Source organism: Terriglobia bacterium (assembly GCA_020072845.1).
Lineage (GTDB): Bacteria > Acidobacteriota > Terriglobia > Terriglobales > Acidobacteriaceae > JAIQGF01.
Genome location: JAIQGF010000010.1, coordinates 76928 through 102136, shown reverse-complemented (window position 1 = coordinate 102136; position 25209 = coordinate 76928). Strand labels below are relative to the sequence as shown.

25 protein-coding genes are annotated in these 25209 nt (G+C 62.8%); 7 read left to right on the top strand and 18 right to left on the bottom strand.

Translation table 11 applies throughout. The features are described 5' to 3' along the window. Positions 1-53: 53 nt before the first annotated feature. From sucC to LAN70_11245, 4 genes are all read left to right on the top strand, one after another. Positions 54-1226, top strand: coding sequence for an ADP-forming succinate--CoA ligase subunit beta (gene sucC / locus LAN70_11260; GenBank protein ID MBZ5511732.1), 1173 nt, complete (start codon positions 54-56; stop codon positions 1224-1226). Between the two features lie 167 nt (positions 1227-1393). After that, entirely contained in the window at positions 1394-2278 is an 885-nt protein-coding gene (sucD, locus tag LAN70_11255; protein ID MBZ5511731.1) for a succinate--CoA ligase subunit alpha, read from the top strand. A gap of 120 nt (positions 2279-2398) precedes the next feature. Next, a complete protein-coding gene (ndk, locus tag LAN70_11250; GenBank protein ID MBZ5511730.1) occupies positions 2399-2824 on the top strand; it encodes a nucleoside-diphosphate kinase in 426 nt (141 codons plus the stop codon). Between the two features lie 78 nt (positions 2825-2902). Beyond that, entirely contained in the window at positions 2903-3094 is a 192-nt protein-coding gene (locus LAN70_11245; GenBank protein ID MBZ5511729.1) for a 4-oxalocrotonate tautomerase family protein, read from the top strand. Positions 3095-3218: 124 nt separating this feature from the next. Here the strand turns inward: LAN70_11245 and LAN70_11240 are convergent, their stop codons facing one another. The 3 genes from LAN70_11240 to LAN70_11230 all read right to left on the bottom strand — a co-directional run bounded on the left by LAN70_11240 (position 3219) and on the right by LAN70_11230 (position 5495). Further along, positions 3219-3689, bottom strand: a complete 471-nt coding sequence (locus LAN70_11240) for a VOC family protein (GenBank protein ID MBZ5511728.1) — start codon at positions 3687-3689, stop codon at positions 3219-3221. Positions 3690-3739: 50 nt separating this feature from the next. After that, complete coding sequence (locus tag LAN70_11235; protein MBZ5511727.1) at positions 3740-4027, bottom strand: antibiotic biosynthesis monooxygenase; 288 nt, start codon at positions 4025-4027, stop codon at positions 3740-3742. A gap of 130 nt (positions 4028-4157) precedes the next feature. Beyond that, entirely contained in the window at positions 4158-5495 is a 1338-nt protein-coding gene (locus tag LAN70_11230; GenBank protein ID MBZ5511726.1) for an adenylosuccinate synthase, read from the bottom strand. 322 nt (positions 5496-5817) lie between these two features. Between LAN70_11230 and mutM the strand changes: the two genes are divergently transcribed. The 3 genes from mutM (at position 5818) to LAN70_11215 (ending at position 8801) form a co-directional block, all read left to right on the top strand. Next, complete coding sequence (mutM, locus tag LAN70_11225; protein ID MBZ5511725.1) at positions 5818-6834, top strand: bifunctional DNA-formamidopyrimidine glycosylase/DNA-(apurinic or apyrimidinic site) lyase; 1017 nt, start codon at positions 5818-5820, stop codon at positions 6832-6834. 103 nt (positions 6835-6937) lie between these two features. Further along, on the top strand, positions 6938-8008 hold the full coding sequence (locus tag LAN70_11220) for an ROK family protein (protein MBZ5511724.1): 1071 nt from the start codon (positions 6938-6940) through the stop codon (positions 8006-8008). Between the two features lie 82 nt (positions 8009-8090). Beyond that, positions 8091-8801 carry a hemerythrin domain-containing protein gene (locus tag LAN70_11215; GenBank protein ID MBZ5511723.1) on the top strand — a complete coding sequence of 237 codons (711 nt, stop codon included), beginning with the start codon at positions 8091-8093 and terminating at the stop codon, positions 8799-8801. 15 nt (positions 8802-8816) lie between these two features. Here the strand turns inward: LAN70_11215 and hisC are convergent, their stop codons facing one another. The 15 genes from hisC to LAN70_11140 form a co-directional block, all read right to left on the bottom strand. After that, complete coding sequence (gene hisC, locus LAN70_11210) at positions 8817-9953, bottom strand: histidinol-phosphate transaminase (GenBank protein ID MBZ5511722.1); 1137 nt, start codon at positions 9951-9953, stop codon at positions 8817-8819. Between the two features lie 51 nt (positions 9954-10004). Continuing rightward, on the bottom strand, positions 10005-10835 hold the full coding sequence (locus LAN70_11205; protein MBZ5511721.1) for an rRNA pseudouridine synthase: 831 nt from the start codon (positions 10833-10835) through the stop codon (positions 10005-10007). A 175-nt stretch (positions 10836-11010) separates the two neighbouring features. Then, positions 11011-11967 (bottom strand): serine/threonine-protein phosphatase, encoded by a 957-nt coding sequence (locus LAN70_11200; protein MBZ5511720.1) that lies wholly within the window; start codon positions 11965-11967, stop codon positions 11011-11013. 510 nt (positions 11968-12477) lie between these two features. Continuing rightward, entirely contained in the window at positions 12478-13224 is a 747-nt protein-coding gene (gene scpB, locus LAN70_11195; protein MBZ5511719.1) for an SMC-Scp complex subunit ScpB, read from the bottom strand. A 98-nt stretch (positions 13225-13322) separates the two neighbouring features. Further along, positions 13323-14141 carry a segregation/condensation protein A gene (locus LAN70_11190; protein MBZ5511718.1) on the bottom strand — a complete coding sequence of 273 codons (819 nt, stop codon included), beginning with the start codon at positions 14139-14141 and terminating at the stop codon, positions 13323-13325. 136 nt (positions 14142-14277) lie between these two features. Next, positions 14278-15330, bottom strand: a complete 1053-nt coding sequence (gene trpS / locus LAN70_11185; GenBank protein ID MBZ5511717.1) for a tryptophan--tRNA ligase — start codon at positions 15328-15330, stop codon at positions 14278-14280. Then, on the bottom strand, positions 15330-15968 hold the full coding sequence (locus tag LAN70_11180; GenBank protein MBZ5511716.1) for a site-2 protease family protein: 639 nt from the start codon (positions 15966-15968) through the stop codon (positions 15330-15332). Before LAN70_11180 ends, trpS begins: the two co-directional genes overlap by 1 nt. A gap of 203 nt (positions 15969-16171) precedes the next feature. Further along, positions 16172-16993, bottom strand: a complete 822-nt coding sequence (locus LAN70_11175) for an acyltransferase (protein ID MBZ5511715.1) — start codon at positions 16991-16993, stop codon at positions 16172-16174. A 74-nt stretch (positions 16994-17067) separates the two neighbouring features. Continuing rightward, on the bottom strand, positions 17068-17703 hold the full coding sequence (locus LAN70_11170) for a hypothetical protein (protein ID MBZ5511714.1): 636 nt from the start codon (positions 17701-17703) through the stop codon (positions 17068-17070). Further along, on the bottom strand, positions 17700-20201 hold the full coding sequence (locus tag LAN70_11165) for an AsmA family protein (GenBank protein ID MBZ5511713.1): 2502 nt from the start codon (positions 20199-20201) through the stop codon (positions 17700-17702). The genes LAN70_11170 and LAN70_11165 overlap by 4 nt, the downstream gene beginning before the upstream one ends. Further along, a complete protein-coding gene (gene lepB, locus LAN70_11160) occupies positions 20202-20894 on the bottom strand; it encodes a signal peptidase I (GenBank protein MBZ5511712.1) in 693 nt (230 codons plus the stop codon). A 155-nt stretch (positions 20895-21049) separates the two neighbouring features. After that, a complete protein-coding gene (gene lepB / locus LAN70_11155) occupies positions 21050-21817 on the bottom strand; it encodes a signal peptidase I (GenBank protein MBZ5511711.1) in 768 nt (255 codons plus the stop codon). Positions 21818-21852: 35 nt separating this feature from the next. Further along, on the bottom strand, positions 21853-22650 hold the full coding sequence (gene rnc, locus LAN70_11150) for a ribonuclease III (protein MBZ5511710.1): 798 nt from the start codon (positions 22648-22650) through the stop codon (positions 21853-21855). A 93-nt stretch (positions 22651-22743) separates the two neighbouring features. Next, the gene (locus LAN70_11145; protein MBZ5511709.1) at positions 22744-23661 is read right to left on the bottom strand and encodes a hypothetical protein; all 918 of its coding nucleotides are present in this window, start codon (positions 23659-23661) and stop codon (positions 22744-22746) included. Between the two features lie 53 nt (positions 23662-23714). After that, positions 23715-25205, bottom strand: a complete 1491-nt coding sequence (locus LAN70_11140; GenBank protein ID MBZ5511708.1) for a hypothetical protein — start codon at positions 25203-25205, stop codon at positions 23715-23717. Between the last annotated feature and the right edge of the window lie 4 nt (positions 25206-25209).

Here is a 25209-nt window from a genome sequence, read left to right as displayed (position 1 = left end):
AATCACAAGTTTCGCGCCGGTTTCATGCACTCGATGTACAGCGGATTCCTACCATGAAAATTCACGAGTACCAGGCAAAAGCAATTCTGGCGAAGTATGGCGTCGCGGTGCCGCGCGGCGAGATGGCCACCACCGTCCAGGAAGCCGAGGGCATCGCGCGCCGGCTGATGGACAACGGCTCGCAGGTGGTGGTGGTGAAGGCGCAGATCCACGCCGGCGGCCGCGGCAAGGGCGGCGGCGTCAAGATCGCCAAGTCGGTGGAAGAGGCCGGCGAGCTGGCAGGGAAGATGCTCGGCATGACGCTGGTCACCCACCAGACGGGGCCGGAAGGGCGCGTGGTGCGCCGCCTGTTGATCGAGGAAGGTCTGCCCATCGAGCGCGAGCTCTACCTGAGCATGTTGCTCGATCGCCAGGAGGCTAAGCTGCTGGTGATGGCGTCGCAGGCGGGCGGCATGGAAATCGAGCAGGTCGCCGCCGAGCATCCCGAGCTGATTCTGAAGGAGCACATCGAGCCCGCGGTCGGCCTGGCGCAGTACCAGTCGCGCAAGATCGCCTTCGGCCTCGGCCTCAATGGCAAGCTCGTCAACCAGGCAGTCGCGTTCCTGAGCGCGCTGTACAAGGCTTATCTCGACACGGACGCGTCCATGGTGGAGATCAACCCTCTCATCACAACCAAGGACGGCCGCCTGTTCGCGCTCGACGCCAAGGTCAATTTCGACGACAACGCGCTCTTCCGCCACCAGGACATTCGCGATCTGCGCGACATCACCGAAGAAGACCCGCTGGAGGTGGAAGCCAGCAAGTACGGGCTGAACTACATCAAGCTCGACGGCAACGTCGGCTGCATGGTCAACGGCGCCGGGCTGGCGATGTCGACCATGGACATCATCAAGTACGCGGGCGGCATGCCGGCGAACTTCCTCGATGTCGGCGGCGGCGCCAACGAAGAGCAGGTGACGCACGCCTTCGAAATCCTGCTCAGCGACAAGAACGTGCGCGCCGTGCTGATCAATATTTTCGGCGGCATCCTGCGCGTGGACACCCTGGCCAACGGCGTGGTCGAGGCAGCGCGGAAGATGAACATCCAGCTCCCCATCGTGCTGCGGCTGGAGGGCACCAACGTCGAGCAGGGACGCGAGATCCTGAAGAATTCCGGGCTGAATTTCACCGTTGCGGAAACCATGAAAGACGCGGCCGAGAAAGTGGTCGCAGCGGCAGGACACTGAATTTGGTGATCTAAGAACGTTTTCGGTTTTCGGTTCTCGGTGTTCGGTTCTACATCGTATCGGCCGCGCTTACCGACAACCGAAAACCGATAACCGACAACGCCTTTCAGCGAACGGCAAATGGCCAGGGGCTGAAAGACTGAGAGCTGATAGCTGAGAGCTAATACATGAGCGTACTGATAAACGAGAAAACGAAAGTTCTGGTCCAGGGCCTCACCGGCAAGGAAGGCACGTTCCACGCCAGGACCTGCGCCGAGTACGGCACGAAGATCGTCGGCGGGGTCACGCCCGGCAAGGGCGGCACCACGCACGAGGGCTGGCCGGTATTCAACACGGTGCAGGAAGCGGTGGACAAAACCGGCGCGGACGCTTCGGTAATCTTTGTTCCGCCGGCATTTGCCGCCGACGCCATCATGGAAGCCGCCGACGCCGAGATCGAGCTGATCGTCTGCATCACCGAGGGCGTGCCGACCACCGACATGGTGCGCGTCTGGGAATTCCTGCAGACGCGGCGCTCGCGGCTGATCGGGCCGAATTGCCCGGGCATCATCTCGCCCGGCAAATGCAAGATCGGCATCATGCCCGGGCACATCCATCGCGAAGGGCCGATCGGCATCGTCTCGCGCTCCGGGACGCTGACCTACGAGGCGGTCTACCAGCTTACCTTGCGCGGCGTGGGCCAGAGCACGGCGATCGGCATCGGCGGCGACCCGATCATCGGCACTAACTTCGTGGATTGCCTTGAGCTTTTCAATCGCGACCCGCAGACCGAGGCCATCGTCCTGATCGGCGAAATCGGCGGCAATGCCGAGGAAACCGCCGCGGAGTACATCAAGGCGCACGTCAAGAAGCCGGTGGTGTCGTTCATCGCCGGGCAGACCGCGCCTCCGGGACGGCGCATGGGCCACGCCGGCGCCATCATCTCCGGCGGACACGGCACCGCGGCGGAAAAGATTCGCGCACTCGAGGCGGCCGGCATCAAGGTTGCCAAATCACCGGCCGACATCGGCGAGACCGTGCTGTCGGTGATCGGGGCGGCGGCAAAAGCATAGTTGCGAGTACTGAGTACCGAGTACCGAGTACCGAGTCACGCAGAGCGGAGTGATGCGCCGACACCGTTCGCGGCCTGACTGGCTAACTACGAACTCCTTAGCTACTAACTACTGGAAAAAATGAAGACACTGCAACGCACTCTTGCCATCGTTAAGCCGGACGCGGTCGCCAAGAACGCCACCGGCGACATTCTCGCCACCATCGAATCCAAGGGCTTTCGCGTTCTCGGGATGAAGATGCTGCATATCTCGAAACAGGAAGCGGAAGGTTTCTACGCCGTGCACGCCGACAAGCCGTTCTTTGATTCGCTCACCACTTTTATGTCGAGCGGGCAGATCGTGGTGCTCGCGCTGGAGAAGGAAGACGCCATTCAAGCGTGGCGCGACCTGATGGGTCCCACCAATCCGGCGAACGCCTCGGAAGGCACCATCCGCAAGAAGTGGGGATCCAGCATCGAGCGCAACGCCACCCACGGCTCCGACGCCGACGACACCGCCCGCTTCGAATTGTCGTACTTCTTTGCGGGATACCAATTGGTGCACTGAAGCTGTCCGCTCTCAGCTCTCAGCCGTCAGCCATAGCGGCGTTAGCTGAGAGCTGAGAGCTGAAAGCTGAGAGCTTCCATGCCTCTCGTTCAAATCACGCTCCTGAAGGGCCGCACCACCGAGCAGAAACGTCGCATTGCCGAGCGCATCACCGACGTCATGGCGGAAGAGGCCAAGACACCGCGCGACGGCATTGTCGTGACCTTCGTGGATGTCGAGCGCGACAGCTACGCGCGCGGCGGCGTGCTCATGCTGGACAGAAGTAGTTAGGAGTTAGTAGCTAGGAGTTAGCAGGCGGCGCGCTGCGGACCGCAGCATTCGCTCGAACACCAACTCCCAGTATTCGCTCGACACCAACTCCAACCGCTAACTCCTGACTCCTAACCACTAACTCCTATTGTCCCGCGTGCGCGAATGCCGACTTCGCGCGCTCATCGATCTCCGCTTGTGTGAGGTCCTCGATGTGCGTGGCCAGCGCCCACATGTGCCCGAACGGGTCCTGGACCATGCCGTATCGGTCGCCCCAGAACTGGTTCGAGAGCGGGAATAGCGCTTTTGCCCCGGCTTCGGTCGCCTTCTTCCAGGTAGCGTCCACGTCGGGAACGTAGAGCGTGAGCACGATCGGGCTGCCGCCGAGCGTTTGTGGCGAGCTCATGCCTGGCTTTCCGAAGTCGTCGGCCATCAACATGTGGGAATCGCCGATCTTCAGGTGCGCGTGCATGACTTTGCCGTCGGGCATGGTGCTTACCGGCCCAATCTGCTCCGCGCCAAAGACTTTCTTGTAGAATTCGATCGCCTTCGCCGCTCCGCTAACGATGATGTGCGGCGTGATGCTGTGCATGCCTTCCGGAATTGCTTTCGCCATTTGCCATCCTCCGTTGATGATTCCTTGGTGGGTGTGGTCGCCGCGCTGATCTACTCTACTGGCTGGTACAGCTCGCGGGTGACGGCCTCCATCAGTTTTTCCAGGCCGTTGGTGACGTAATCGCGGAAGTACGCCGCCGCGCGATGCAAGTCGAGCGCCTCCGCACTGTCGTACTGCTCGTAAAAGCAAAAATGGCGTGGATCTTTTGATGATTGGTGGCCGACGTACATCCGGCAGCCCGGCTCGCGCCGGGTGTGTTCCTGCATTTTCTGGATGTAGTGGCGCGCCTGTTCTTCCGAGCCTTGCCGGATGGTGAATTGCACGAGCAAAACGAGCATGGTCGGCTCCGGGTGAGTGATTCTACCGACTCGCACTCAACTCGGCAACCGCCTGCCGGTGCTGCGGTGCTCGTCCCAGGGGCACAGCGCTGGAATTGTTCCCTCTGAGCTAAGAGCTAAGAGCTAAAGGCTAAGGGCTGGCTTTCGACTTGGGGCGCAGTTTGTCCAGTTCCGCCGCGAAATCCGGGGTGATGATGGTCTGCTCGCGGCCGGGACCGGTGGAGATCATGCCCACCTTGGCGCCGCTCTCTTTTTCGATGAACGCCATGTAGGCGCGCGCTTTCGTGGGCAGCTTATCGAACTCGGTGACGCCCTCGGTGGGCTGGCGCCAGCCCGGCAGCGTCTCGTATACGCACTCAATCTTTTCGTACCCGGCAGCTTGCGCCGGAATCTCCGACGTCTTCTTGCCCTGGATGCGGTACGCGACGCACACCGGAATTTCGGGGAGATCGTCCAGCACATCCAGCTTCGTGACCACCAGCCACGCAATGCCGTTGATCATCGCCGAGTAGCGCAGCAGCGGCAGGTCGAGCCATCCGCAGCGCCGCGGACGTCCCGTCACCGCCCCGTATTCGTTGCCTCTTTTGCGGATCGCTTCGCCCGTGGCATCATGCAGCTCGGTGGGAAAGGGCCCCTCGCCCACCCGCGTGCAGTACGCCTTGCTCACGCCGATGACCGTGCCGATGGAGGTCGGGCCGACGCCGGTGCCGATCACCGCGCCGCCGGAGGTTGCACTCGATGAGGTGACAAACGGGTACGTGCCGTGATCGATGTCGAGCATGGTGCCCTGCGCGCCTTCAAACATCACCGCTTCGCCGCGCGCGATGGCCTGATTCAGCAGCGCTGCCGTGTCGCAAACGAAGGGCGCGATCTGCTTCGAGGCCTTGGCATACTCGCGGAACATCTCCTCCGCATCGAGCGGCTCGGAATTGAACAGCGCGTGCGCGATCATGTTTTTCTCGCGGCACGCGTTCTCGATGTGCTTCTTCAACAGCTCGAGATCGAGCAAGTCGGCGATGCGCAGCCCGCGCCGTCCCATCTTGTCTTCGTAGGCCGGGCCGATGCCGCGCGAGGTGGTGCCGATCTTGACGCGTCCGGGCGCATTCTCCGCCGCCAGCTCGATCATGCGGTGGTAGGGCAGGATAACCTGCGCGCGGTTGCTGATGAACAGGTTGCCGTCCACCCGCACGCCGGCGGCCCGCAGCGCGTCCACTTCCTTGAGCAGCGCGAACGGGTCGAGCACCACGCCGTTGCCGATCACCGCGCGGCAGCCCTCGCGCAGGATGCCGCACGGCACCAGTTGCAGCACGAAACGCTTGCCCTTGATGGTGACCGTGTGGCCGGCGTTGTGCCCGCCGGCGTAGCGCGCCACCACGCTGAAGCGCGACGACAGCACGTCCACGATCTTGCCCTTGCCTTCGTCGCCCCACTGGGCGCCGACTACGACCGCTGTGTTGGGATGGTTCAAACCTCGGCCTCGCGCGCGAGCGGAATGCGCACACTGACGGCGGCGCGTGCTTTCAGACCTGAATTACAGGGATTCGCCAGCCGAAGGAGTGTACGCATAATCTTAAACGGAGCGATTAGCGATTAGCAATTAGCAATTAGCCATCGCAAGGGCCAAGGGTTGGGAAGGGTTTGAGGAACGGTGAGACTTGGGAAGGGCACGGCTTTAGCCGTGCCGAACAAGCGCTTCCAATTCTTTGCCCTTCCGAGCGGGCTTCAGCCCGCGAGAAATCCAGTTCACCGAAACAGCGCATCGTTAATCGCTAAATTGCTATCCTTTTCCCATGCCCGAACTGCCTGAGGTCGAAACCGTAGTCCGCGGACTGCGCAACCGCGTCGTCGGTGACGTGATCGAGGACGTCTGGCTCAGCGGCCGGCGACAGCCGCTGAAGTCGCCACCGGAAGAGATCGCCGCGGTCCTAGAGGGCGCGCGCATCGCCGGCGTGCGCCGCATGGGCAAGCACATCGTGATAGATCTGGTGATCGGGAGACCTGAAGATCGGGTGATCGGGCGACAGGAAGATCGGGTGATCGGGCGATCGGGTGATCGGGTGATCGAAAAACGCGACCGCGGAAGAAAATTGAAAGCTGGTTCCAATTCACCGGATAAGCGGATTGCCCGATCACCAGATGCCGCGGCTGGTTCTAGATCACCGGATCACCAGATCACCGGATCACCCGATGCTGCGATCACCCGATCGCCCGATTCGCAGTTTATCGTCCACCTGGGCATGACCGGCCGGCTCACGGTGGGTCCACCCGGCGCGCCCCCGGCCAAGCATACGCACCTGGTCGCGCGGCTCAAATCGGGCAGGGAACTGCGCTTCGTAGATCCGCGCATGTTCGGCAAACTCGCCGTGGTTCGTGAACCATTCGAGACCGCCGGAACCGAACCGCTGGACATCGGCTTCGAGTTGTTCGCCGGCCTTTTCCGCAAACGCAAGACGCCGATCAAGAGCGCGCTGCTCAACCAGAAGCTGCTGCGCGGCATCGGTAACATCTACGCCGACGAATCGCTGGCCCGCGCCGGGATTCGTCCCCGCCGCCGCGCCGCCACGCTCACCCGCGCCGACCTTCACCGCCTGTTTCAATCCGTGCAGCAGGTGCTGAACCAGGCCATCGCCGCCGGCGGCTCCTCGGTTTCCGATTATGTGGACGCTGCCGGCGAACCCGGGTTCTTCCAGTTTCAACATCGCGTTTACGGGCGGGAAGGCGAGCCGTGCCTCTCCTGCGGCGCCCCCATCAAGCGGGTCGTGATCGCAGGCCGCAGCAGCCACTACTGCCCGAAGTGCCAGACATAGCTCTCAGCTCTCAGCTTTCAGCAAGAACGTCTGATAGCTGATAGCTGACAGCTGATAGCTCTTACACAACATTTCTCGCTCGCGACGTTCTAAAATGCCAGCCATGCCATCCTTCGCCATTGGAGTGGATCTGGGCGGTACCAACCTGCGCATCGCTGCTGTGGACGATCAAGGCACGCTGCTGGAAAAAGTGACCCTGGGCACGCACGTAGCCCGCGGACGCGATTACGTGATCTCGGAAATGTGCGATGCCATCCGCGAGCTCTCGACGAAATTCAGCCGCAGCGGGCCCATGATCGGCGCCGGCATCGGCATTCCCGGGATCATTGACCAGCGTACCGGCACGCTGCGCGATTCGCCCAACCTGCCTGGCTGGCACAACTACCCGGTGCGCACCGAGATCGAACAACGGCTGGGCGCGCCCGTCCTGCTGGAAAACGACGCCAACGCCGCTGCCTTCGGCGAAGCCTGGCTGGGCGCCGCTCGCGGCCAGGAATCCATGTGCATGATTACGCTCGGCACCGGCGTCGGAGGCGGCCTGGTGCTCGACGGCAAGATCTGGCGCGGCATGACCGGCATGGCGGGCGAGGTCGGCCACATGACCATCGATCCCAACGGCCCGCGCTGCAAGTGCGGCAATATCGGCTGCGTCGAACAATTTGCCTCCGCCACCGCGGTGGTGCGCATGGCGCGGGAGGCGATCGCCAACGGAAGCGCCCCGGAACTGTCCCGTGCCGCCAACGCGCACGATGTCGAGTTCAGCGCCAAAGTCGTATACAACCTCGCCATCCGGGGCGACCAGGCCGCGCGCGCTATCTTTGACCGCGTCGGCTGGGCACTGGGCATCCTGGTGGCCGACCTGGTGAACATGCTGAACCTGAACATGTACGTGATCGGCGGCGGCGTTTCGGCGGCGTGGAGCGTTTTCAGCCCGGCGATGTTTGAGGAGGTGCGGAAGCGCTCGATGGTGTACGCCGCCACCGCGCCTGTCGAACACGTTGCAGCGCCGGCCGGCGCATCCGGGGAGGTCGTATCCCCCTCCACGGGCCAGCCGACCATCATTACGCGCGCGCTGCTGGGCAGCGATGCCGGCCTCTATGGCGCCGCGCGTCTGCCCATGGTCGAGGGTGAACGTCGGGAGGCCGCGGGCCAGGGCAAACGCAAATTCGCCTGATTTACAGCCTCTGCAAGTTTCAGCATTTCGGCCGAAAACAAAACCGGCCAGCCGCATCTATATACGGTGAGGAGGAGCACGCATGAAACACGCGGAGGGCGCTGACCGCTCCAGAAGAAACTTGATTCTGAAAGCTCCGATTTATGGCGCAGCGTTGGTCGCCGGTGCAGCCTTGCCGCTTCTGGCAGATCAGGCGAAGAAGAACGAAGGGCAGGAGGAAGACGTTTCGACCAACGAAGACCTGATGCGGGAACACGGCGTCCTGAAACGGGTTCTGCTGGCCTACGAGGAAGTCATCCGGCGCATTCGTGCCAACCGAGATTTTCCGCCGCAGACGGTGACGGATGCAGCCACTATTATCCGCAAGTTTATTGAGGAATATCACGAGAAGCTGGAAGAGAACCACCTGTTTCCCCGCTTCCGCAAGGCCGGCAAGCTGGTGGAACTGGTGAATGTCCTGCAGACACAACACGAGGCGGGGCGCCGGATTACGGATCGCGTTCTCGCCACCGTGCCATCGCTCAAGACCAGGGACGATCGCAATAAGCTGGCCGATGATCTCTACGCTTTTGTGCGCATGTATTCTCCGCACGAGGCGCGAGAAGATACGGTGCTATTTCCCGCGCTGCACACGATCGTCTCGCCCCATGAGTACGACGCTCTCGGCGAGCAGTTCGACAAAATTGAGCAGCAAACATTCGGCGGGGATGGATTTGATATTTACGTGGATAAGGTGACCGCCGTCGAGAAGCAGCTCGGGATTTACGATCTGGCACAATTCACGCCGAAATGAGCGGAGTGTAGAACCTCAGCGGCTGGCGACGCCGACCTTGTCCGTCACTTTCTTCAGGGTCGCGACGCATTGGCGGTTCTGTTCCGGCGTTCCCACGGTGATGCGGATGGCTTGCGGCGCACCCCATTTGCCGTTCAGCGGACGGATGATGATGCCCTCGTCCTGCATGCGCTTTCCCAGCGCGGCTGCGTCTTCGCCTACCTCGACGTAGAGGAAGTTCGCCCACGTCGGCACCACGCGCAATCCCATCTCGCCGATCTTCTTGGTCAGGTATTCGATGCCGGCGGCGTTGTTCTCCAGCGTCTTGCGGATGTGCGGTTCATCTTCGAGGGCGGCCAGCGCGGCCGCTTCGGCAACATGAGTGACCGAAAAGACGGTTCGCAGGCGCGCAAAATACGAAATCTGTTCGGCCGGCGCGATGCCATAGCCGATGCGCGCTCCTGCCAGGCCATGCGCCTTGGAAAACGTGCGCAGCACGACGATGTTCCGGCCCTCGTGCACGTATTGCATGGAATGTGAGTACTCGACCCCGCGCTGCCGCGCGCAATACTGCGCGAAATCGCAATACGCTTCGTCCAGCACCACGCAGACCTGCTCCGGGACCTGGCTCATGAAACGGTCGAGCTCGGCCGGCGCCAGCAGCGTTCCGGTGGGATTGTTGGGATTGGCGATGAACACGATGCGCGTCTCGGGGTTGATGGCCGCCAGGATGCGGTCCAGGTCGTAGGTGTCCCCGCGCATCGCCACCGTGATCAGGCGTCCGCCCGGCGCTTCGGTCGCGATCGGGTAGATGATGAAAGTGCGCTCGCTGGTCACGGCGTTCAGTCCCGGCGCCAGCAGCGTCCGACCGATGATGGTGAGAAACGAGGTCGAACCCGCCGTCACCAGGATGTTTTCCGGGCCCATGCCGTGCAGCTTGGCCAGGCGCTGCCGCAGCGACGTGACCTCATTGTCGGGATACAGGTTCGCGTCCCCCGCCGCCCGCCGCATGGCTTCCACAGCCAGGGGCGAGGGCCCGAACGGATTCTCGTTCGACGCCATCTTGATGCAGCGCACGCCGCTTTCCCTCTCTGCGTCCCTGATGGGTTTGCCGGGAACGTAGCTGCCCAGGGCGCGGACGTGTTGCGGAACCACCTTCTCGAAATTGCTCATGTCTCTCCGATTCTTACCACGCAACCGGCCCGGCGGCGATTGGCGACCAGGCTACCGCGCCGCCCGCTGCTTCACCGCCGCCTTCAGCCGCCCGACCTCCGCCACTGTCAGCGGCCGGAATCTTCCGCTCTCCACATCCAGTTCCAGTGGCCCGTAGCGCACCCGCTTGATCTTCTCCACGTGGTGCCCGACCTGCTCGAACATGCGCCGGATCTGCCGGTTCCGCCCTTCGATCAGCGTCACCTCGTACCACGGATTGGCAGCTTGTTTCAGCAAGCGGATCTTTGCCGGCGCAGTCTTCACCGCCTTTTCGCCGCGTCGCTTTTGAGGTTGCTCCACCCTTGTCGTGCCCGGTTTTGGCGAGACAGGGTGGGAGTTTTGCTCTCGCTTACGCCTCGGAGCAGGCGACAGCACGATCCCCCTCCGCAGCTTCTCGATCGCTTCCTCCGGCGGAGTGCCGCTGACCTTCACCCAATACGTCTTGGGCACCTTCGACGAGGCGTGCATCAGCCGTTCGACGAGCGCGCCATCGTTGGTCATCAGCAGCAGGCCCTCACTCAGATAGTCGAGCCGCCCGACCGGGTAAACGCGAGCGCCCACGCCGCGAACCAGATTCATTACCGTAGGACGGCCTTCCGGGTCGGTGACCGTCGTCACGTAACCCTTGGGCTTGTTCAGGACCAGGTAAACGTGGCGCTCAGGACCGCGCAGCAGTTTGCCGTCCACCCGGATGTGGTCGCTCTCGGGGTCGGCCTTGCTGCCCAGTTCGGAGACAATCTGGCCATTCACCGACACGCGCCCCGACGTGATCAGTTCTTCGGCACGGCGGCGCGACGCGATCCCGGCGGCGGCAATGATCTTCTGCAGTCGTTCAGCAGGCATGCTGATGATTAGATGAGTTTTCCTGGCAGGCGTCCAGCAAAAGCTTCGGTGCTGGGGAGTCGACGGCAAGAAAGTCGATGGTCGTTGGTCGAGGGCAAAAAACCGGCCGACGGCACAGCAGATGGTTCTCGGTTATCGGTTGAATCGCAGCAGTCGGGATTTGTCGGCCAGGCGCTTACCGGGAGCGGGCAATGATCATAGTTAGATCGTCGTGCCGCTCGCCTGACCGAAACTCTTCCACAATTTGTTCCACCTTCCCCAAGAGGGACGCAGCCTCCAGATTCCGGTTCTGGCGCAGAGCGCTGAGGAGCCGGGCTTCGCCAAACTCCTCTCCATTCTTGCCTCTCGCCTCGATAATTCCGTCCGTGTACATACTCAGAATATCCCCCGGTTCGATCTGCGTTTCGACGACCGAGCCTTCCCACTCGCGGAACAAACCCAGCACCGTCGCGGTCGCGTCCAGCCGCTCCAGGGCTCCTTCACGGCGCAACAGCAGAGGCGCATTATGTCCACAATTGACGTAACGCAGTGTTCGCGTGTGGTCGCTGTAGCAACCGAAGAAAACGGTGACGTAACGTTCGATCTCCGTGTGCTTGTGCAAGTGGCAGTTTACCGAAGCGAGCAGTCGGGGAAGGTCCCTGGAGCCGAGAGCACACTGCGCTTGCAGACTCCCATGCAGATTGGCCATCAGCAGCGCGGCCGCGATCCCCTTACCGCATACGTCCGCCAGCACGAACCCGACTTCTCCTGGCGCCATCGGCACAAAATCGTAGTAATCCCCTCCCACGGTTCTTGCCTGAGTACAGTGTCCGCAGTAGTCGAGAGTCCGCAGTGAAGGCATCTCCTGGGGAAAAAGCCTCCTCTGCACGCTACGAGCGCGGTCGACTTCCCGCCGAAGCCGTTCATCTTCAGTTAGTTCAGATAAGTCCAGTTTCCAGACGTTGACCTCTGGAGCCAAGCACTCCAAACCGGCCTCGTCTTCTATTATTCCCGAACCAACCCAGACTACCTGAAAGGGCGCTTTCCGGTCGGCACAATGAAGGCTAAAGACCTCCCCTAGATTCAGCTTTGCATTAAGGCTGCCAAGGTGTACGCCCGAGACTGACACATCGATAGAACGGGCAAGCTGCAAAGTGCGATCCGTACCCAACTGGCATAGGCGTACCGGGTATTCAACTTTGTGTCGCTTGTAAGGACGCTCCCGTCTCTTGCGCAGCTCGAAAATGGAGTTACTGAACCTGCGTATTTGTTTCACGCTGTCGAGAAAAGCGCCGCACTCATCCTCAGTCGTGAATGGGCCAAACCGCGTTGCGCGGTGCGTGAGAGGAGATAAGCCCGAGCGGGGCCTCTCGATTATGTACCACCCGAACTCGTCGGACGCCTGCCGCCCCGTGTCGCAGCCGGTCCCATCCAAATTCATAACAGCTCCACAGAATGGCTCCGACACAGGAATAGCGGCGGTCCCTGGAGCCCGTCCAGTTGGACATTTTTCGCGTACGCAGTGAGCGAAGGTTGTACTGCAATACGAGAGGTACCACGCATTGGATGAAAGGTGGGCGATGAACCGCGCCCAATGAAAAGCCGTGCAACCATATTGGGCCTGGTTCCAAAGTAGGCACCGCGGAAGGGGGCTCAAATTACGTCAGGATTCGACTTCGGGTGCGGCCGGCGCTGCGGAGGGTTGCGGCGATGCTTCCGACGACGGGGCGTGCACTTCCGCGGCGACGTCTTCCTCCGGGCTGCGCGCATCCGCAATCCGCGCCTCGCCCGCAACAGGAGTTGGCGGCTGGAAGAGGTCAGCCTGGTCGCTCCCCAGCTTTTCGAATTCTTCCAGGCTGGGAAGCTCGGTCACGTCCTTCAATCCGAAGCGCAGCAGAAAATCTTTGCTCGTCTTGTACAAGATCGGCCGCCCGATCACCGGCTTGCGACCTGCGGTCGTGATCAGCTTGCGGTCGAGCAGCGTGGCCAGCACCCCGCTGGAATCCACGCCGCGGATCTCGGAAATTTCCGGCGCCGTCACCGGCTGCTTGTAGGCAATCACCGCCAGTGTTTCCAGCGCCGGCATCGACAACCGCACCGGCGGCTTCAGGTTCTTGGCGAAATGCCGCACCACGTCGTGATGCTCGGGCTTGGTGCCCATGCGATATCCGCCGGCCACCTGGCGCACTTCCATGCCGCGATCCGAATTCGCGTACTCGGCGGTCAGCTCCTCAATCGCCGCGCGCACCCGCTTCTTGACCTCGGCGTCCAGCGCGGCGCCCTCCAGCCCGGCGTCAGCCAGGAGATGCTCCGCGACGACGGAGTCCTTGAGCACGAGCGCGATCTGCTCCAGCGTCACCGGCTCTTCGGCGGCGTAGATGATGGCTTCGATTTGTCCTTTAATAGCCATTAGCAATCAGCGGGTTTTCGGTTTTCGGTTATCGGTTTTCGGTAACCGCAGCCGACACGATGCAGAACCGAGAACCGACAACCGAGAACCGACGACCTTCACTTCCAGTCATCCCGCACCGCGTGCTCGCCGCCCTCGCCAAACACCGTATCGAACATTGTATTTTTCTTCAGGATGATGTCGGAGAAAACTTTGTCCTGGCGCAGCAGCACCGCCTGCAGCCGCACCATTTCCAGCAGCGCAAGAAACGCGCTGATCAGCGCCGGCCGCGATTTCAGCGTGCCCAGCAACTGTTTCAGCCGCAGCGGGCGCTCTTCCAGCGACAACCTGCGCCGGAAAAAATCGATCATTTGTGCCACCGTGACCCGGTCCTCGTCCACGTCAATCACCGGCCGCGTTTTCGCGCGCTCCACGATCTGCTGAAACACGCGCACCAGGTCCACCACATCGGCGGCCAGTTCCGGCTCGGCGCCGGCATCATCTCTAAAGTCCTTGAGCGCCGGGTTCGACCACACCGCGTCCTCAATCTGCGACTTCTGCAGCAGCATCTGCGCCGCCGTCTTGAATCGCTCGTGCTCCAGCAGCCGGTTCACCAGCTCCATGCGCGGGTCTTCCTGCTGGTCTTCCGGCAACGAGGGGTCCCGCGGCAGCAGCATGCGCGACTTGATTTGGATGAGCACCGACGCCATGTAAATGAACTCGGCGGCCACGTTCACGTCGAATTCCTTGATCCGCTCCACGTAGGCCAGGTACTGCGCCGTGATCTGCGCGATCGGAATGTCGTAGATGTCAATGTCCTGCTTGCGGATCAGGTCGAGCAGCAAGTCAAGCGGCCCGTTATACACCTCCGCCACCGACACCGCGAACGGGAACTCGGTGTCCTTCTGTTGCTTAACGGGTTGTGGCAAATCCGGCATCTGCTTTCTCAACCACAGAGGACACTGAGGAACACGGAGGAGAAAAGAAGAAATTGACGAAGGAGAGGGTAGATAACCGGCGCTTGAACCCTCATTTCCTCCGCGTTCCTCAGTGTCCTCTGTGGTTAACAGCTCCCTATTTCACTTCCGCAGTCTTTGGCGGCGTCTCAAACTCCCTCGTCAACCCCATCGATTGCCGCACCAGGTTCATGGTTGCGTCACAGATCTTGCGCGCCTTTGCGCCCCCGGCTTCGATCACGTCCCAGGCCAGCTTCGGGTTCTCCTCGTACTTGCGACGCCGCTCCTGCATCGGCGTGAGCACGCTGACCAGCGCATTCGCCGCCCACGTTTTGCACTCGATGCATCCGATCCCGGCGCTGCGGCACCCCGCGTTCACCTTCGCCAGCGTCTCCTGATCGCTGAAGATCTTGTGCAGGTCGCCGACCGGACACACATCAGGATTGCCCGGATCGCTGCGCCGCACCCGCGCCGGATCGGTGACCATGGTCTTCAGTTTCGCCCTCACTTCGACTTCCGGGTCGGTGAGCATGATCGCATTGCCATACGACTTCGACATCTTGCGCCCGTCGGTGCCCGGCAGTTTTGGCGTCGGCGTCAACAGCGGCTGCGGCTCCGGGAAGACGTACGCCCGCTTGCCGCTATAAAACATGTTGAAGCGCCGCGCGATCTCCCTGGTCAACTCCACGTGCGGCACCTGGTCCTCGCCGACCGGAACGTAATCCGCCTTGTAGATCAGGATGTCGGCCGACTGCAGCACCGGGTAGCCGAGAAACCCGTAGGTCCCCAGGTCCTTCTCCTTGATGTTCTCGCGCTGTTCCTTGTACGTGGGCACGCGTTCCAGCCAGCCCAGCGGCGTGATCATGGACAGCAGCAGGTGCAATTCCGCGTGCTGCGGAACGTGCGACTGGATGAACAGGGTGCAGCGCTCGGGATCGAGCCCGGCGGCCAGCCAGTCCAGCAGCACCTCCATCGAGTTTTCTTTGATGTGGGAGGTGTCGGCGTAGTCGGTGGTCAGCGCGTGCCAATCGGCGACAAAAAAGAAGCAATCGTAGCGGTCCTGCAGCTTGACCCAGTTATCCAGCGCGCCCACGAAGTTTCCCAGGTGGAGCTTGCCGGTGGAGCGCATGCCGCTCAGGACCCGCGGTTTTTGGGGGGTGCGGTGGGGCATCAGATTCCCGAGAGAAGATAACCGAAGAACTTGACGAAGGGATACTCAAAAGCGCGGATCAGGGGCCCGCCGGCAAAAAATAGCAGCAGGATGCCGACATACCCGATCATGTCGTACACGCGCCTGCCCGCCTCGGGCAGCATGTGTCGGACGACGTGGCTGCCGTCCAGAGGCGGAATGGGAATCAGGTTGAACGCCGCCAGCAGGATGTTGACCTGCAGAAACGCCCAGCACAGCAACGCGATCGGCTGCCCGATCGAGGTCGGCCCCTGGCCCGGCACTCGCGACACCACGAACAATCCCACCACCGCAAGGATTCCCAGCAGGATGTTGCTGGCCGGGCCGGCCACCGAAACGAGAATGTCGTCGCGTACGGGGTGGCGCAGGTTGTGCGGGTCCACCGGCGTCGGTTTGGCCCAGCCGATGAAGCCGATTCCAGAAAGCATCCCCAGCAGTGGCACCAGCACCGTGCCGATGGGGTCCACGTGCTTGATCGGGTTCAGCGAGATTCGTCCCAGCATGCGCGCGGTCGGATCGCCGCACCGGTTGGCCGTCCAGGCGTGCGCCGATTCGTGCACGCAGATTGCGAACACAAACGCAATGATCTGATACAGGATTTCTAGGTGCGAACGATTCATGCGGATACTGCGTTGATGGTAACACGCTGGAAGAATCTTCAGTCGTCGAAGAGTCTTCAGTCGACAGTCTTCAGTCGTCAGTCCTCAGTCGTCAGTCCTCAGTCGTCAGTCGTCAGTCTTCAGTCGTCAGTCTTCAGTCGTCAGTCTTCAGTCGTCAGTCGTCAGGGCATAAAGCCTGGAGCCTGACGACTGAAGACTGAAGACTACGTTCCCGACTTCCTCTCCGCTCCCTGCAATTCCGCCGGCGCAATCGTCTTCACCTTCACCGTCTTGGCCGGAATGCCCACCACGATGTGGTAAGGCTCCACGGTCTTCGGTACCACCGCCATCGAGCCCACCATGCCGTGCTCGCCGATTATCACTCCGCTCAGCACGGTCGCGTGATAGGTGATGCGCGCCTTGGGGCCGATCTCGGTGGTGACGTTGCTCACCAGCATGGCGTCATTGAGGTCGTGCGAGTGGGAATAAATGTTGGCGTAATCGGACACCGACGAGCCCTCGTGAATGATGATTTCTCCCCGGTCGTCCAGCAGCACGTACTTGTGGATGACGCAGTTGTCCTCGATGGTCAGGTTGTACCCGAACGAGATCTCCACCCCGTGGAAAATCTTGACGTTCTTGCCCAGGTGCTTGAGCACATGCGAGGCAATCATGTACCGCATGCGGAAGCCGAGCCAGTGGTTCAGCCCCAGCGGCGAGCGGTCGAACATCATCCACAACCAGATCAGCGGCTTGCGCTCGTTATATTTGGCGGCGTCCAGGTCGCCGTAGTATTCGGGCTCGAGCGTGGCATTCCGGGGGTCAAAGGAGTGCAATTGCGCCAACTGCACAGGCGAGTGCTTCTCCGGATCCGGCGCTTCATACTGCCGCCCGGTGTAAATCTCGTGCAGCGTGTCGCGCACGATCACGCTGCGGCGCTCAACGTCGCGGTCGGCGAATTCACGGTGCAGGTGCTCGATCCAGCCGAGGTACGCTTTCTCGGCGTCGGGCGCAGGCATCAGGTTGCGGTACTCGAAACGCTGCATAGCGATTGGATGTCCTTAGCGCATGAAAGCCGCAGGCTAATCCAGAGAGTGTAAACGCGACCGGCCTCCGAGGGCTACTTTTGCGTGAGGATGAGCTGGTGATCGCCGATGGTGGCGGTATCGATCCGCTCCGGCAGCGCGAATACGCTGTCCATGCCGACCTCGGGATGCTTGGGACGGATGTAGCGGTCGAGGAAGTACTGCAACGCCATGCGCGGGACGTTCACGCCGTCAATGTCAATGGAATCAATGTGCACGCGTCCCTGGCGTCCGCTGCCCGAAGCATGCGCCACCGCGTGCACGTCGTGCATGCCGCTGAACAGCGACAGCAGGGGATTCGACGATCTCGAATGAGCTGTGATGGCGTCGAAATCCACCCGCGCCGTGGTGTTGGCCACGCCGTTTTGCCCGGTGAAGCGCACCGCGCGTACGCCGGTGGGAAGCTGCACGCGGCCGGACGCCAGATAGGCATTGATCTCGCGCTCGGTGAGCACAGTCGGGCGCTGGTCGGGCGGATTGCGGCGCGCATTCTCCTCGATGTGCCGGAACTTGGCCTCGGCGCTGGCGGCCGCGGCGTTGTACATCGCCTGCGTCGACGATGCCGGCGGTCGTTGTTGCGCATTCGCGAAGGTGATCAGCAACACAGCGATGGTGCCCCACATCTGCCCGGTTTTGGCAGATGTGGGCAGCGCGATATCTGCGATTCTCATGGCTTGATCGCGGCCGCCTGCGTGGTCGGCAGCGCGGCGGGCGTTACCTGCGGGTTTTCGACGGTGCCGGTGATGTCAAAGCCTTCCGTCTTGCCGCGCATCAGCCTGAGGCCGAGTTGCCGGTCGAAAGAAGCGGTTCCGCTCACTACATAGATGCCGCCGGGAGTCTCCATTTTGCTTGGCTTAAACGTGAGTTGGCCGGCGGCAACGGCCAGTTCGCCATGAAACTGGCGGACTTGCAGCGGCGCCGGCAAGCCATTCAGTGCGACATGCGCCAGGGTGCCGTCGCGCCAATCGAACAGCAGGGAGCCGCTGGCCGAAACGCGAAGCTGCGCCGCGTCCCACCCCGAGGCGGTAATCCTGTAGGTCGCATTGGCCTTGCCGGTCGCCCAGGCGTCGCGCATGAGCGCCGCGACGGCTGCCATGGATGCCTGCTGCAGCGAGCCATTGATGGTGTACGCCGGCTCCGCGCCGGTGAAGTCGCCGCGGAACTCGCCCGTGGCCGAACCGCCAAGCACCTCGGCCCGCAGGTGGGTGACGGTCAGCACGCCGGCCTCGAGCCGGACGTTGCCGCTGGCGCGCTTTGCCGCCAGGCTCTTCACCTCCAGGCGCGCTGCCGAGACGGTGCCGGCGGCGCTCAGTTTCGGGAGCATGGATGGCTGCGGGCTCGCCCTCAGGATGTCGTACCACGGCCGCTTGAGCGCGCGCGGATTCATCACGGAATTCAGCTCGTCGGTGGACAACCGGTCGGCGCGCAACTGGAACGCGATGGGACAGGGATTCGCCGGACAATCTTTCGGCATCTGCATCGATCCGGTGAAGCTCAGGTGCGTGCCGGAGAAGCTGGCCGCCAGGTCGTAAACCGCGGCCACGTCGGGCGCGAGATGCAGCGCCGCAGTCGTAATCTGCAATGGCGCTGCGATGCCGGGAATCTTCGCCGTCACCGAATGCAAGTGCAGGTCGCCGGTCACCACCGGCGCAGCGAATCCCGTCCAGTTGCCGGCGACGTGGAGATCGGTCGTGGCCAGGCCGGTAATGGCCGCTTGCGGCGCGCGTACCCCGAAGGCATGCGCCAGTTCCAGCACGCGGTTGATGCGCGTGTCGCCCTGCAGATCGATGCTGTAGGCATCGTGGCTCATCCATGCCTGCACCTTGGCCGGCGAGGCGCCGCCCAGATCCAGCGGAAACTGGCTGACGCGGAGCATGGGAATTTGCGGCAGACTTGGCGCACTGTGCCTGCCGTGCGGCGGTGGCGGAACGCCCAGCACCAACTCAACCCGGCCCAGCTCCAACGGCGCGCTCATCAACTTTGAGCTCAGGCGCACGCCCGAGGTCGTACCGCTTCCCGTCCAGGCATTCGGCTGCAGATCAAACACGGTGTTCACCGAACCGCTGGCCTGCAAGTCGTCGGGCAGGTCTTTCTTCATGCGCCGGGACAGGGCGAGCACGCTCGCGGCCGGCAGGTCCTTGGCGGTCACCGACAACGCATACCCCCGCACCGGCAGAATGCCATCCACCGTACCGCGCACCACCACCGCCCCGCCACCGACCGGCGCCTGACAGACGACGCCGGTGAATCGCTGCGTGCTGGTGCTGAATGCTCCGGTGCAGTGCGCCGCCAGCCGCAGCGAGCCGCTGGTCGCGATGTCATAACGGCGAAAATCATCCACCGCGGCGTCGCCGGCGATGTTCAACGCGGCCGGCGTGCCGCGCAGCGTGGCCGACACTTTCACGCTTCCGCGCCAGCCGCGGTCACGGCCATAGAGCAGCGTCGTGAGCTGGCCCAGTTGCGCGCCATCGAGCGCCACCCGCAGGTCGAGCGGCGTATCGGCCAAGGTCGAGCCACGCTGGATGCTTCCGGAAATCCTGACGCTGCCGGTATCGCCGAGGTTGGCGTCGGTCCGCATGGGACGCGCCGTCAAGCGAAGCTGCCACAGGTTCTCCGAGGGCAGCGAGAGCGCGAAATTCGCCTCGCTGAGCGCGTACACCGTTTTTTCCTGCCCGATTTTCAGGTTAATCCGCCCGCCCTTGGCTTCCAGGTAGGGAAATCGCGGTCGCGCCTCCGGGCTGCGCAGGGGAGTGGGCGCGGTCGGAATCTGGCGCGCGCGTTCCAGCAGCGGCTCCAGGTTCCAGTGGCCATTGGGCGCGCGCACCAGGTTCAGGCTTGGATACGACAGGCTGAGGCTGGCGATCTCCAGCCGCCCGCGCCATAACGAGGTCAGGCGCAGCGCGGCTGTGACCTCGTCGGCGTGCAGCAGCGGTTCCGCGCTGAATGCCGGATCATCTTGCACCACCAGCTTCTCGATATCGAGCCCCGGGCGCGGGAACAGCCGCAGGTGCACCGCGCCGACGCTCACGCTCCGTCCCAGGGCGCTGCCAAGCGCGTCGGCGACACGAAAACGAAAGCGGCTGAAGTTGATCAGCGGCGGCAGGAATGTGCCGAGAATCAGGACCAGCGTCAGGCCCAGGATGGTTCGCCGGTTGAGGTAGCGCGACATTCAGCGCACCAGGTGCAGCATGCGCCGCCAGCGGGTTTCGGTGAAGAAGTGAATGACAACCTTGCCCATGAAGGCCAGCCGGTCGCCGATGCTGGTTTTCAGGTACTGTCCGGGCGGAGTCTCGAACGACCAGTAAATGAACATCGGGCGCCCGACGATGTTTGCCCGCGGGATAAACCCCCAGTAGCGGCCGTCGTAGCTGACGTCACGATTGTCGCCCATCGCGAAGTAGCTGTTCGGCGGCACCACCAACTCGCCCTTCTCGAGGTAGTTGTTCATCGTGAGGTGCCACTCGGGCGTAACGCTGTTGCCATCTCCGGGAGGGATCGCCGGGAAGTTGTCGCGATACGCGTTGTAACTCCCGTTGTGCAAAACGTAAGGCTCGTTCAGCTTCTCGCCGTTGCGGTAGACCGCGCCGTCCTTCAGATGAATGCGGTCGCCCGGTTGGCCGATAATGCGCTTCACCACGTACAGGCCGGGCTCGGCGGGCGAGAGAAAGACGACGATGTCCTGGTCCTTGACCTGGTGATACGGGATGAGCGGCATCCAGCGCGTTTTCGGGCCCATGGTGTCGCGGTCCACGAAAACGTGATCGCCGATCAGCAGCGTGTTTTCCATCGAGCTGGAGGGAATCTCGAACGCCTGCAGGCAGAAGGTGATGATAAACAGCCCGACGGCCAGCACCAGCGCCATGGACTGGACGAATTCCGCCTTGGTCTCGCCCTTTTTCTCCTGCACCGGCGGTTCTTCGATTTCGACGGCAGCTCTTGCGTGCTTTGCCACGTGCCTCCGACCAGGTTCAGCTTCGTGCCCCGCATCGGCCCGCTGGCGGATGCGAGTTTTTCGTTTCAGCGCACCACGCGAAAGGCGCGGTCCCAGCGCGTCTCCTGCATCAGATGCGTGATCATGTATGCCAGGCGACTGAGTTTACCATCCTCGGCGCGCGGCCCTACAGACGGCTCCGGATTCCGGAACGACCAGTAGATGAGCAGCGGGCGGCCGATGATGTTCTGGCGCGGCACCAATCCCCAATAGCGGCTGTCGAGGCTCTCATCGCGGTTATCGCCGAGCACGAAGTACTGGTCGGGCGGGACCACCAGCTCGCCGCCGTGGACCAGCGCGCGCAACTTCAGCCACCAGCGCGCCTCTACGTTCGCCGAGAGGTAGTTCAGATCGGGGAAATCGTCGCGATAGTAATCGCGCACCGGCGAGCGGAACACGGCATACTTCTCCGCCACCGCTTGGCCGTTGACCCAGACCTGCTTGTTGACCATGCGGACGTGGTCGCCGGGCAGGGCAATGACCCGCTTCACGAAGTGCTGCGACGGGTGCACGGGGTAGCGGAAGACGATGATCTCTCCGCGCCGGATATCGGAGTAGGGCAGCAGTTTGGCCCAGCCGCCGGGCCTGGCGTAGTGCACTTTGTCCACCAGCAGGTAGTCGCCGATGAGCAGCGTGTCCTCCATCGACTCAGAGGGAATCTGGAACGCCTGCACGATGAATGTGATGACGAAGATCGCGATCACGATCGTGCCGGCCAGGGACTGCGCCGACGACAGCCACCCGCCGCGCAGATGCGGCGCGCGCTGCTGCCGGGCAGAGCTTTCTGCCGGCACGGACGCGGCTGAATCCGGCGCCGCTGCCGCCGGGCTCAATGGCTCCGAGTGCGCGATTTCGGGTTGGGGCTGTCCAGATTCCGTAAGTACTCCAGTGCCTTCCTGGCCGCGACTTGTTCGGCCTGTTTCTTGGTCTGACCCTCACCGCGGGCGGTGTATTCCGGCTCGGAGTCGTTCCCCTGGGTGCGGACACGTGCTTCCACCGTGAACGTCTTCTGATGTTCCGGCCCGCGCTCCTTCACCAGCACGTAGGCGGGTTGGGTCCAGCCCAGCGAATGTGCCGTCTCCTGCAGCGCCGACTTGAAATCGGTAACCGGCAGAACGTCGCCATCGCCGCTGCCCTCCGTCATCCGCCGCAGTTCCGGGTCCAGCACCTTGTCCAGGATGAGGGCGCGGGTTTTCTCCAAGCCGGCGTCCAGGTACAGAGCCGCCACCAGCGCCTCCAGCGCATCCACCAGCAGCGCAGTCTTGGTGCGCCCGCCGCTTTTTTCCTCCCCGCGTCCGAGCCGGAGATAGCGGCCGATTTGCAGCAGCTTCGCCGGGCGCACCAGGTGCTTCTCGCTCACCAGGTAGGCGCGCAGCTTCGAGAGTTCGCCTTCGCTGAACTCGGGGAAACGCTGGAACAGCTCCTGGCTGGTGACGAATCCGAGTACGGCGTCCCCCAAAAACTCAAGCTGCTCATTATCCGGTACGAAATTCGGTTCGCCGCCGTTCCTGGACTCCGCCTCGCGGGCGTGCGAACTGTGGGTCAGCGCCTGCTGCAAAAGTTCCGGACGCGAAAAATGGTGGCCCAGAACTTCTTCCAGTGCGCTGATGTCTCGCGCTTTCATCATTCCGTTATTGGTCCACGGTTCCCGGAGCTTAGTGATAGCGATTCCCGGACAATACCAGGAACCGACAACCGGGAACCGAAAACCGTAAACCTCCTACTGCGGCGGTTTGGAAACCGGCGGCGTTGTAGGCACCGGCGAATTCGGTGCGGGAGAAGCTGCCGGCGCCGCACTGCCGCCCGCGTTCACCAGTTTCTGCAGCCGGTCCCGCTCCATCTTGGCCAGGCTGTTGGCTTGCGGCGAATCGGCCGAATACTGCACGGCTTTGTTGGCGGCATCGAGCGCCTGCGCGAACTTCCCCTGGTGGTCGAGAGCGATGGAAAGGCGCAGCCACGTCACCGGGTCGGGCTGCGGATTTAGCTCCGCCGATTTCCGGAAGTTCATTTCCGCCGTGGAGTCGTCCTTCTTCAGCATGGCCACCGTGCCCAGCGCGTCATAGGCCATGGAGCGCAGCGAATTTTTTGCGACCTGCACGCGCTCCGCCGGCAAATTGGCCGGGATGAGCATATCGGTATCAACCGTCTGCAGCGCCTTGGTGGCGTTGGCCGACGCCTGGTTCAAGCGCTCGTCCCGGTCCAGGTCGGTTTCCCGCGTGCTCTGGGCAGTGATCACGGCGGCCATGACCAGCGCCTCCGGACTATCCGGATCGAGAGCAAGCACTTTCTTGCTCATGGCGATGGTCTTTTCCCCGTTGTTGGCGCCCTGGTAGTCGAACATCACCTTGCGATAGAGCAGCAGCCTTAAATCGCTGTCCGGGTACTGGGTGGCGAAGGCGTCAGCGGCGGCTTCACCCTCCGCCGTGGTCGTCTTGGTGGCGGCTTCCTGGTAGGCCTTGAATTCTTCCTGCGTCTTGGCCGACGGCATGGGACGGCGGTCCGTTGGCGCCGGCGGCGGAGCAGCGGGCGCGGCCTGCTTCGCCCCCGGATTTAAGGTTGGCGCAGGTTGCCCCTGCTGCGCTGCGGCAGTGGCGATCGCCGCAGCCATGATGACCATCAGAATGAACAAGCGCTTCATCGGTTCTTTCTCCTAATCGGGCGCGCGGGAAATCGCCTCCGCCACCCGTGATCTTATGGACGTTGCGGCTCGTACGGCTGTTGCAGACCGCGCTCCGCCGCCGCCCGCGTGTCCGCCGGAATGCCGGCCACGGCCAGCGCCGCCTTGTAGTGCTCCAGCGCCGCCGGGCGGTTTTCCTGGATGTCGGAAATCCGCCCCAAATAAATGTGCGCCCAGGCACGCAGGCGCGGGTCGCGCGCCACCTGTACCGTGCGCTCGAAGTAATCGCGCGCGCCGGGCATGTCTTTGTTGAAGCTGGCCGCCCGCGCCAGGATAAACAGTGCGCGCCCGGGGTCCTCCGTCTTCTGATCGAGCGCCTGCTCCGCCAGCTTGTGTGCGCTGTCGTAATCGCCGGCATCCAGCCGCTGCTCGGCCAGTTCCAGCAACCCGAACTTGGGACTCGATACCGGCAGCACGTCCGGCGCCGCCGCCGGGGCAAACCGGACATTCTCGGCGCGCTTGGTCTCGCGGCCCACGTCCAGGTAGTACAGCCAGTCCGGCAGCGCGTCGCGCAGGCCGGTAGGCTCGGTTTCGAACTTCACCAATTGCTCGTAGAAATAGCGGGTCAGGACGTAGCCTTCCGACATCGCCTTGTCGGCTTCGGCCTGCCGCACCGGTTCGGCGTTGCGCCCGCCGGCCGCCAGGCGCGCTTCCACCGCCCGGATCAGCGATTCGGTCAGCAGCAGCGACACGTCTTTCTTGTGCACTTCGTCCAGCGGCGCGTTCTGCACCGTCTTGAGAATTGGCACCACGCGCACCATCGCGTTGGCGCGCTTCAGCAGCAGCGGGTCGAGGATGAAGTGCAGATAGGTGTGGCGGATCTGGTCCATGCGCAGGCTGGCGCCCGCCGGAGCGGCCACCATGAAGTAGTCCGAGCCGTAATTGCGCGCGTTCACCTGGCCGGCCGCCGCCATCGGTTCCAGGTACACGGTGAAGCCGCGTCCCACGTACCCGCTGAGCGGCAGGCGCAAATATACGTCGGTGGTGAGGATCATCTTCGAAACCGGTTCGTGGAAGCGCCCGATAAGCTCCTCGTACTGGTAGCGATGCTCCTGCCAGATGCGATGAAGATTGGCGGTTTCCGCGAAGCGCGCCAGCAACGGCACGAACCCCAGGACGTAACTGGCGTCCGGCGGGAGATCGGCCTCCTTCACCTTCAAGGTGAATGTCGGAGGCGCGCCGAGGAACAGCGCCAGCGAGACGTACTGCGCCAGGTCGCGCGCCGAGTCCGCCTGCTGGTGATCGCGATAAAACGCGCACATCTCCGAGCTGGCCGCCTGCGCTTCCTTCGACGCGCCCACCGCCTGCGCGATTTCGCCGCTGACCTGCGTGCGGAACGCATCCGTGGACCCGGCGTCGTAGCCGCAATTGCGCATCGCGGCCACCACGCTGAAGATGGTCTCGCTGGAGTCCAGGCTGATCTTGGACGTGGTCTGAGCCGCGGCGGGAAGCGCGAGCAGGCACAGGGCCGCAAGCACCAGTTGACGGGAAAATCGCGTTAACACATAG

Excerpts from the sequence above, each read along its gene's own strand:
- sucC (MBZ5511732.1), top strand. The coding sequence starts at position 54 with ATGAAAATTCACGAGTACCAGGCAAAAGCAATTCTGGCGAAGTATGGC.
- sucD (MBZ5511731.1), top strand. The coding sequence starts at position 1,394 with ATGAGCGTACTGATAAACGAGAAAACGAAAGTTCTGGTCCAGGGCCTC.
- ndk (MBZ5511730.1), top strand. The coding sequence starts at position 2,399 with ATGAAGACACTGCAACGCACTCTTGCCATCGTTAAGCCGGACGCGGTC.
- LAN70_11245 (MBZ5511729.1), top strand. The coding sequence starts at position 2,903 with ATGCCTCTCGTTCAAATCACGCTCCTGAAGGGCCGCACCACCGAGCAG.
- LAN70_11240 (MBZ5511728.1), bottom strand. The coding sequence starts at position 3,689 with ATGGCGAAAGCAATTCCGGAAGGCATGCACAGCATCACGCCGCACATC.
- LAN70_11235 (MBZ5511727.1), bottom strand. The coding sequence starts at position 4,027 with ATGCTCGTTTTGCTCGTGCAATTCACCATCCGGCAAGGCTCGGAAGAA.
- mutM (MBZ5511725.1), top strand. The coding sequence starts at position 5,818 with ATGCCCGAACTGCCTGAGGTCGAAACCGTAGTCCGCGGACTGCGCAAC.
- LAN70_11220 (MBZ5511724.1), top strand. The coding sequence starts at position 6,938 with ATGCCATCCTTCGCCATTGGAGTGGATCTGGGCGGTACCAACCTGCGC.
- LAN70_11215 (MBZ5511723.1), top strand. The coding sequence starts at position 8,091 with ATGAAACACGCGGAGGGCGCTGACCGCTCCAGAAGAAACTTGATTCTG.
- hisC (MBZ5511722.1), bottom strand. The coding sequence starts at position 9,953 with ATGAGCAATTTCGAGAAGGTGGTTCCGCAACACGTCCGCGCCCTGGGC.
- LAN70_11205 (MBZ5511721.1), bottom strand. The coding sequence starts at position 10,835 with ATGCCTGCTGAACGACTGCAGAAGATCATTGCCGCCGCCGGGATCGCG.
- scpB (MBZ5511719.1), bottom strand. The coding sequence starts at position 13,224 with ATGGCTATTAAAGGACAAATCGAAGCCATCATCTACGCCGCCGAAGAG.
- LAN70_11190 (MBZ5511718.1), bottom strand. The coding sequence starts at position 14,141 with ATGCCGGATTTGCCACAACCCGTTAAGCAACAGAAGGACACCGAGTTC.
- trpS (MBZ5511717.1), bottom strand. The coding sequence starts at position 15,330 with ATGCCCCACCGCACCCCCCAAAAACCGCGGGTCCTGAGCGGCATGCGC.
- LAN70_11180 (MBZ5511716.1), bottom strand. The coding sequence starts at position 15,968 with ATGAATCGTTCGCACCTAGAAATCCTGTATCAGATCATTGCGTTTGTG.
- LAN70_11175 (MBZ5511715.1), bottom strand. The coding sequence starts at position 16,993 with ATGCAGCGTTTCGAGTACCGCAACCTGATGCCTGCGCCCGACGCCGAG.
- LAN70_11170 (MBZ5511714.1), bottom strand. The coding sequence starts at position 17,703 with ATGAGAATCGCAGATATCGCGCTGCCCACATCTGCCAAAACCGGGCAG.
- LAN70_11165 (MBZ5511713.1), bottom strand. The coding sequence starts at position 20,201 with ATGTCGCGCTACCTCAACCGGCGAACCATCCTGGGCCTGACGCTGGTC.
- lepB (MBZ5511712.1), bottom strand. The coding sequence starts at position 20,894 with ATGGCGCTGGTGCTGGCCGTCGGGCTGTTTATCATCACCTTCTGCCTG.
- rnc (MBZ5511710.1), bottom strand. The coding sequence starts at position 22,650 with ATGATGAAAGCGCGAGACATCAGCGCACTGGAAGAAGTTCTGGGCCAC.
- LAN70_11145 (MBZ5511709.1), bottom strand. The coding sequence starts at position 23,661 with ATGAAGCGCTTGTTCATTCTGATGGTCATCATGGCTGCGGCGATCGCC.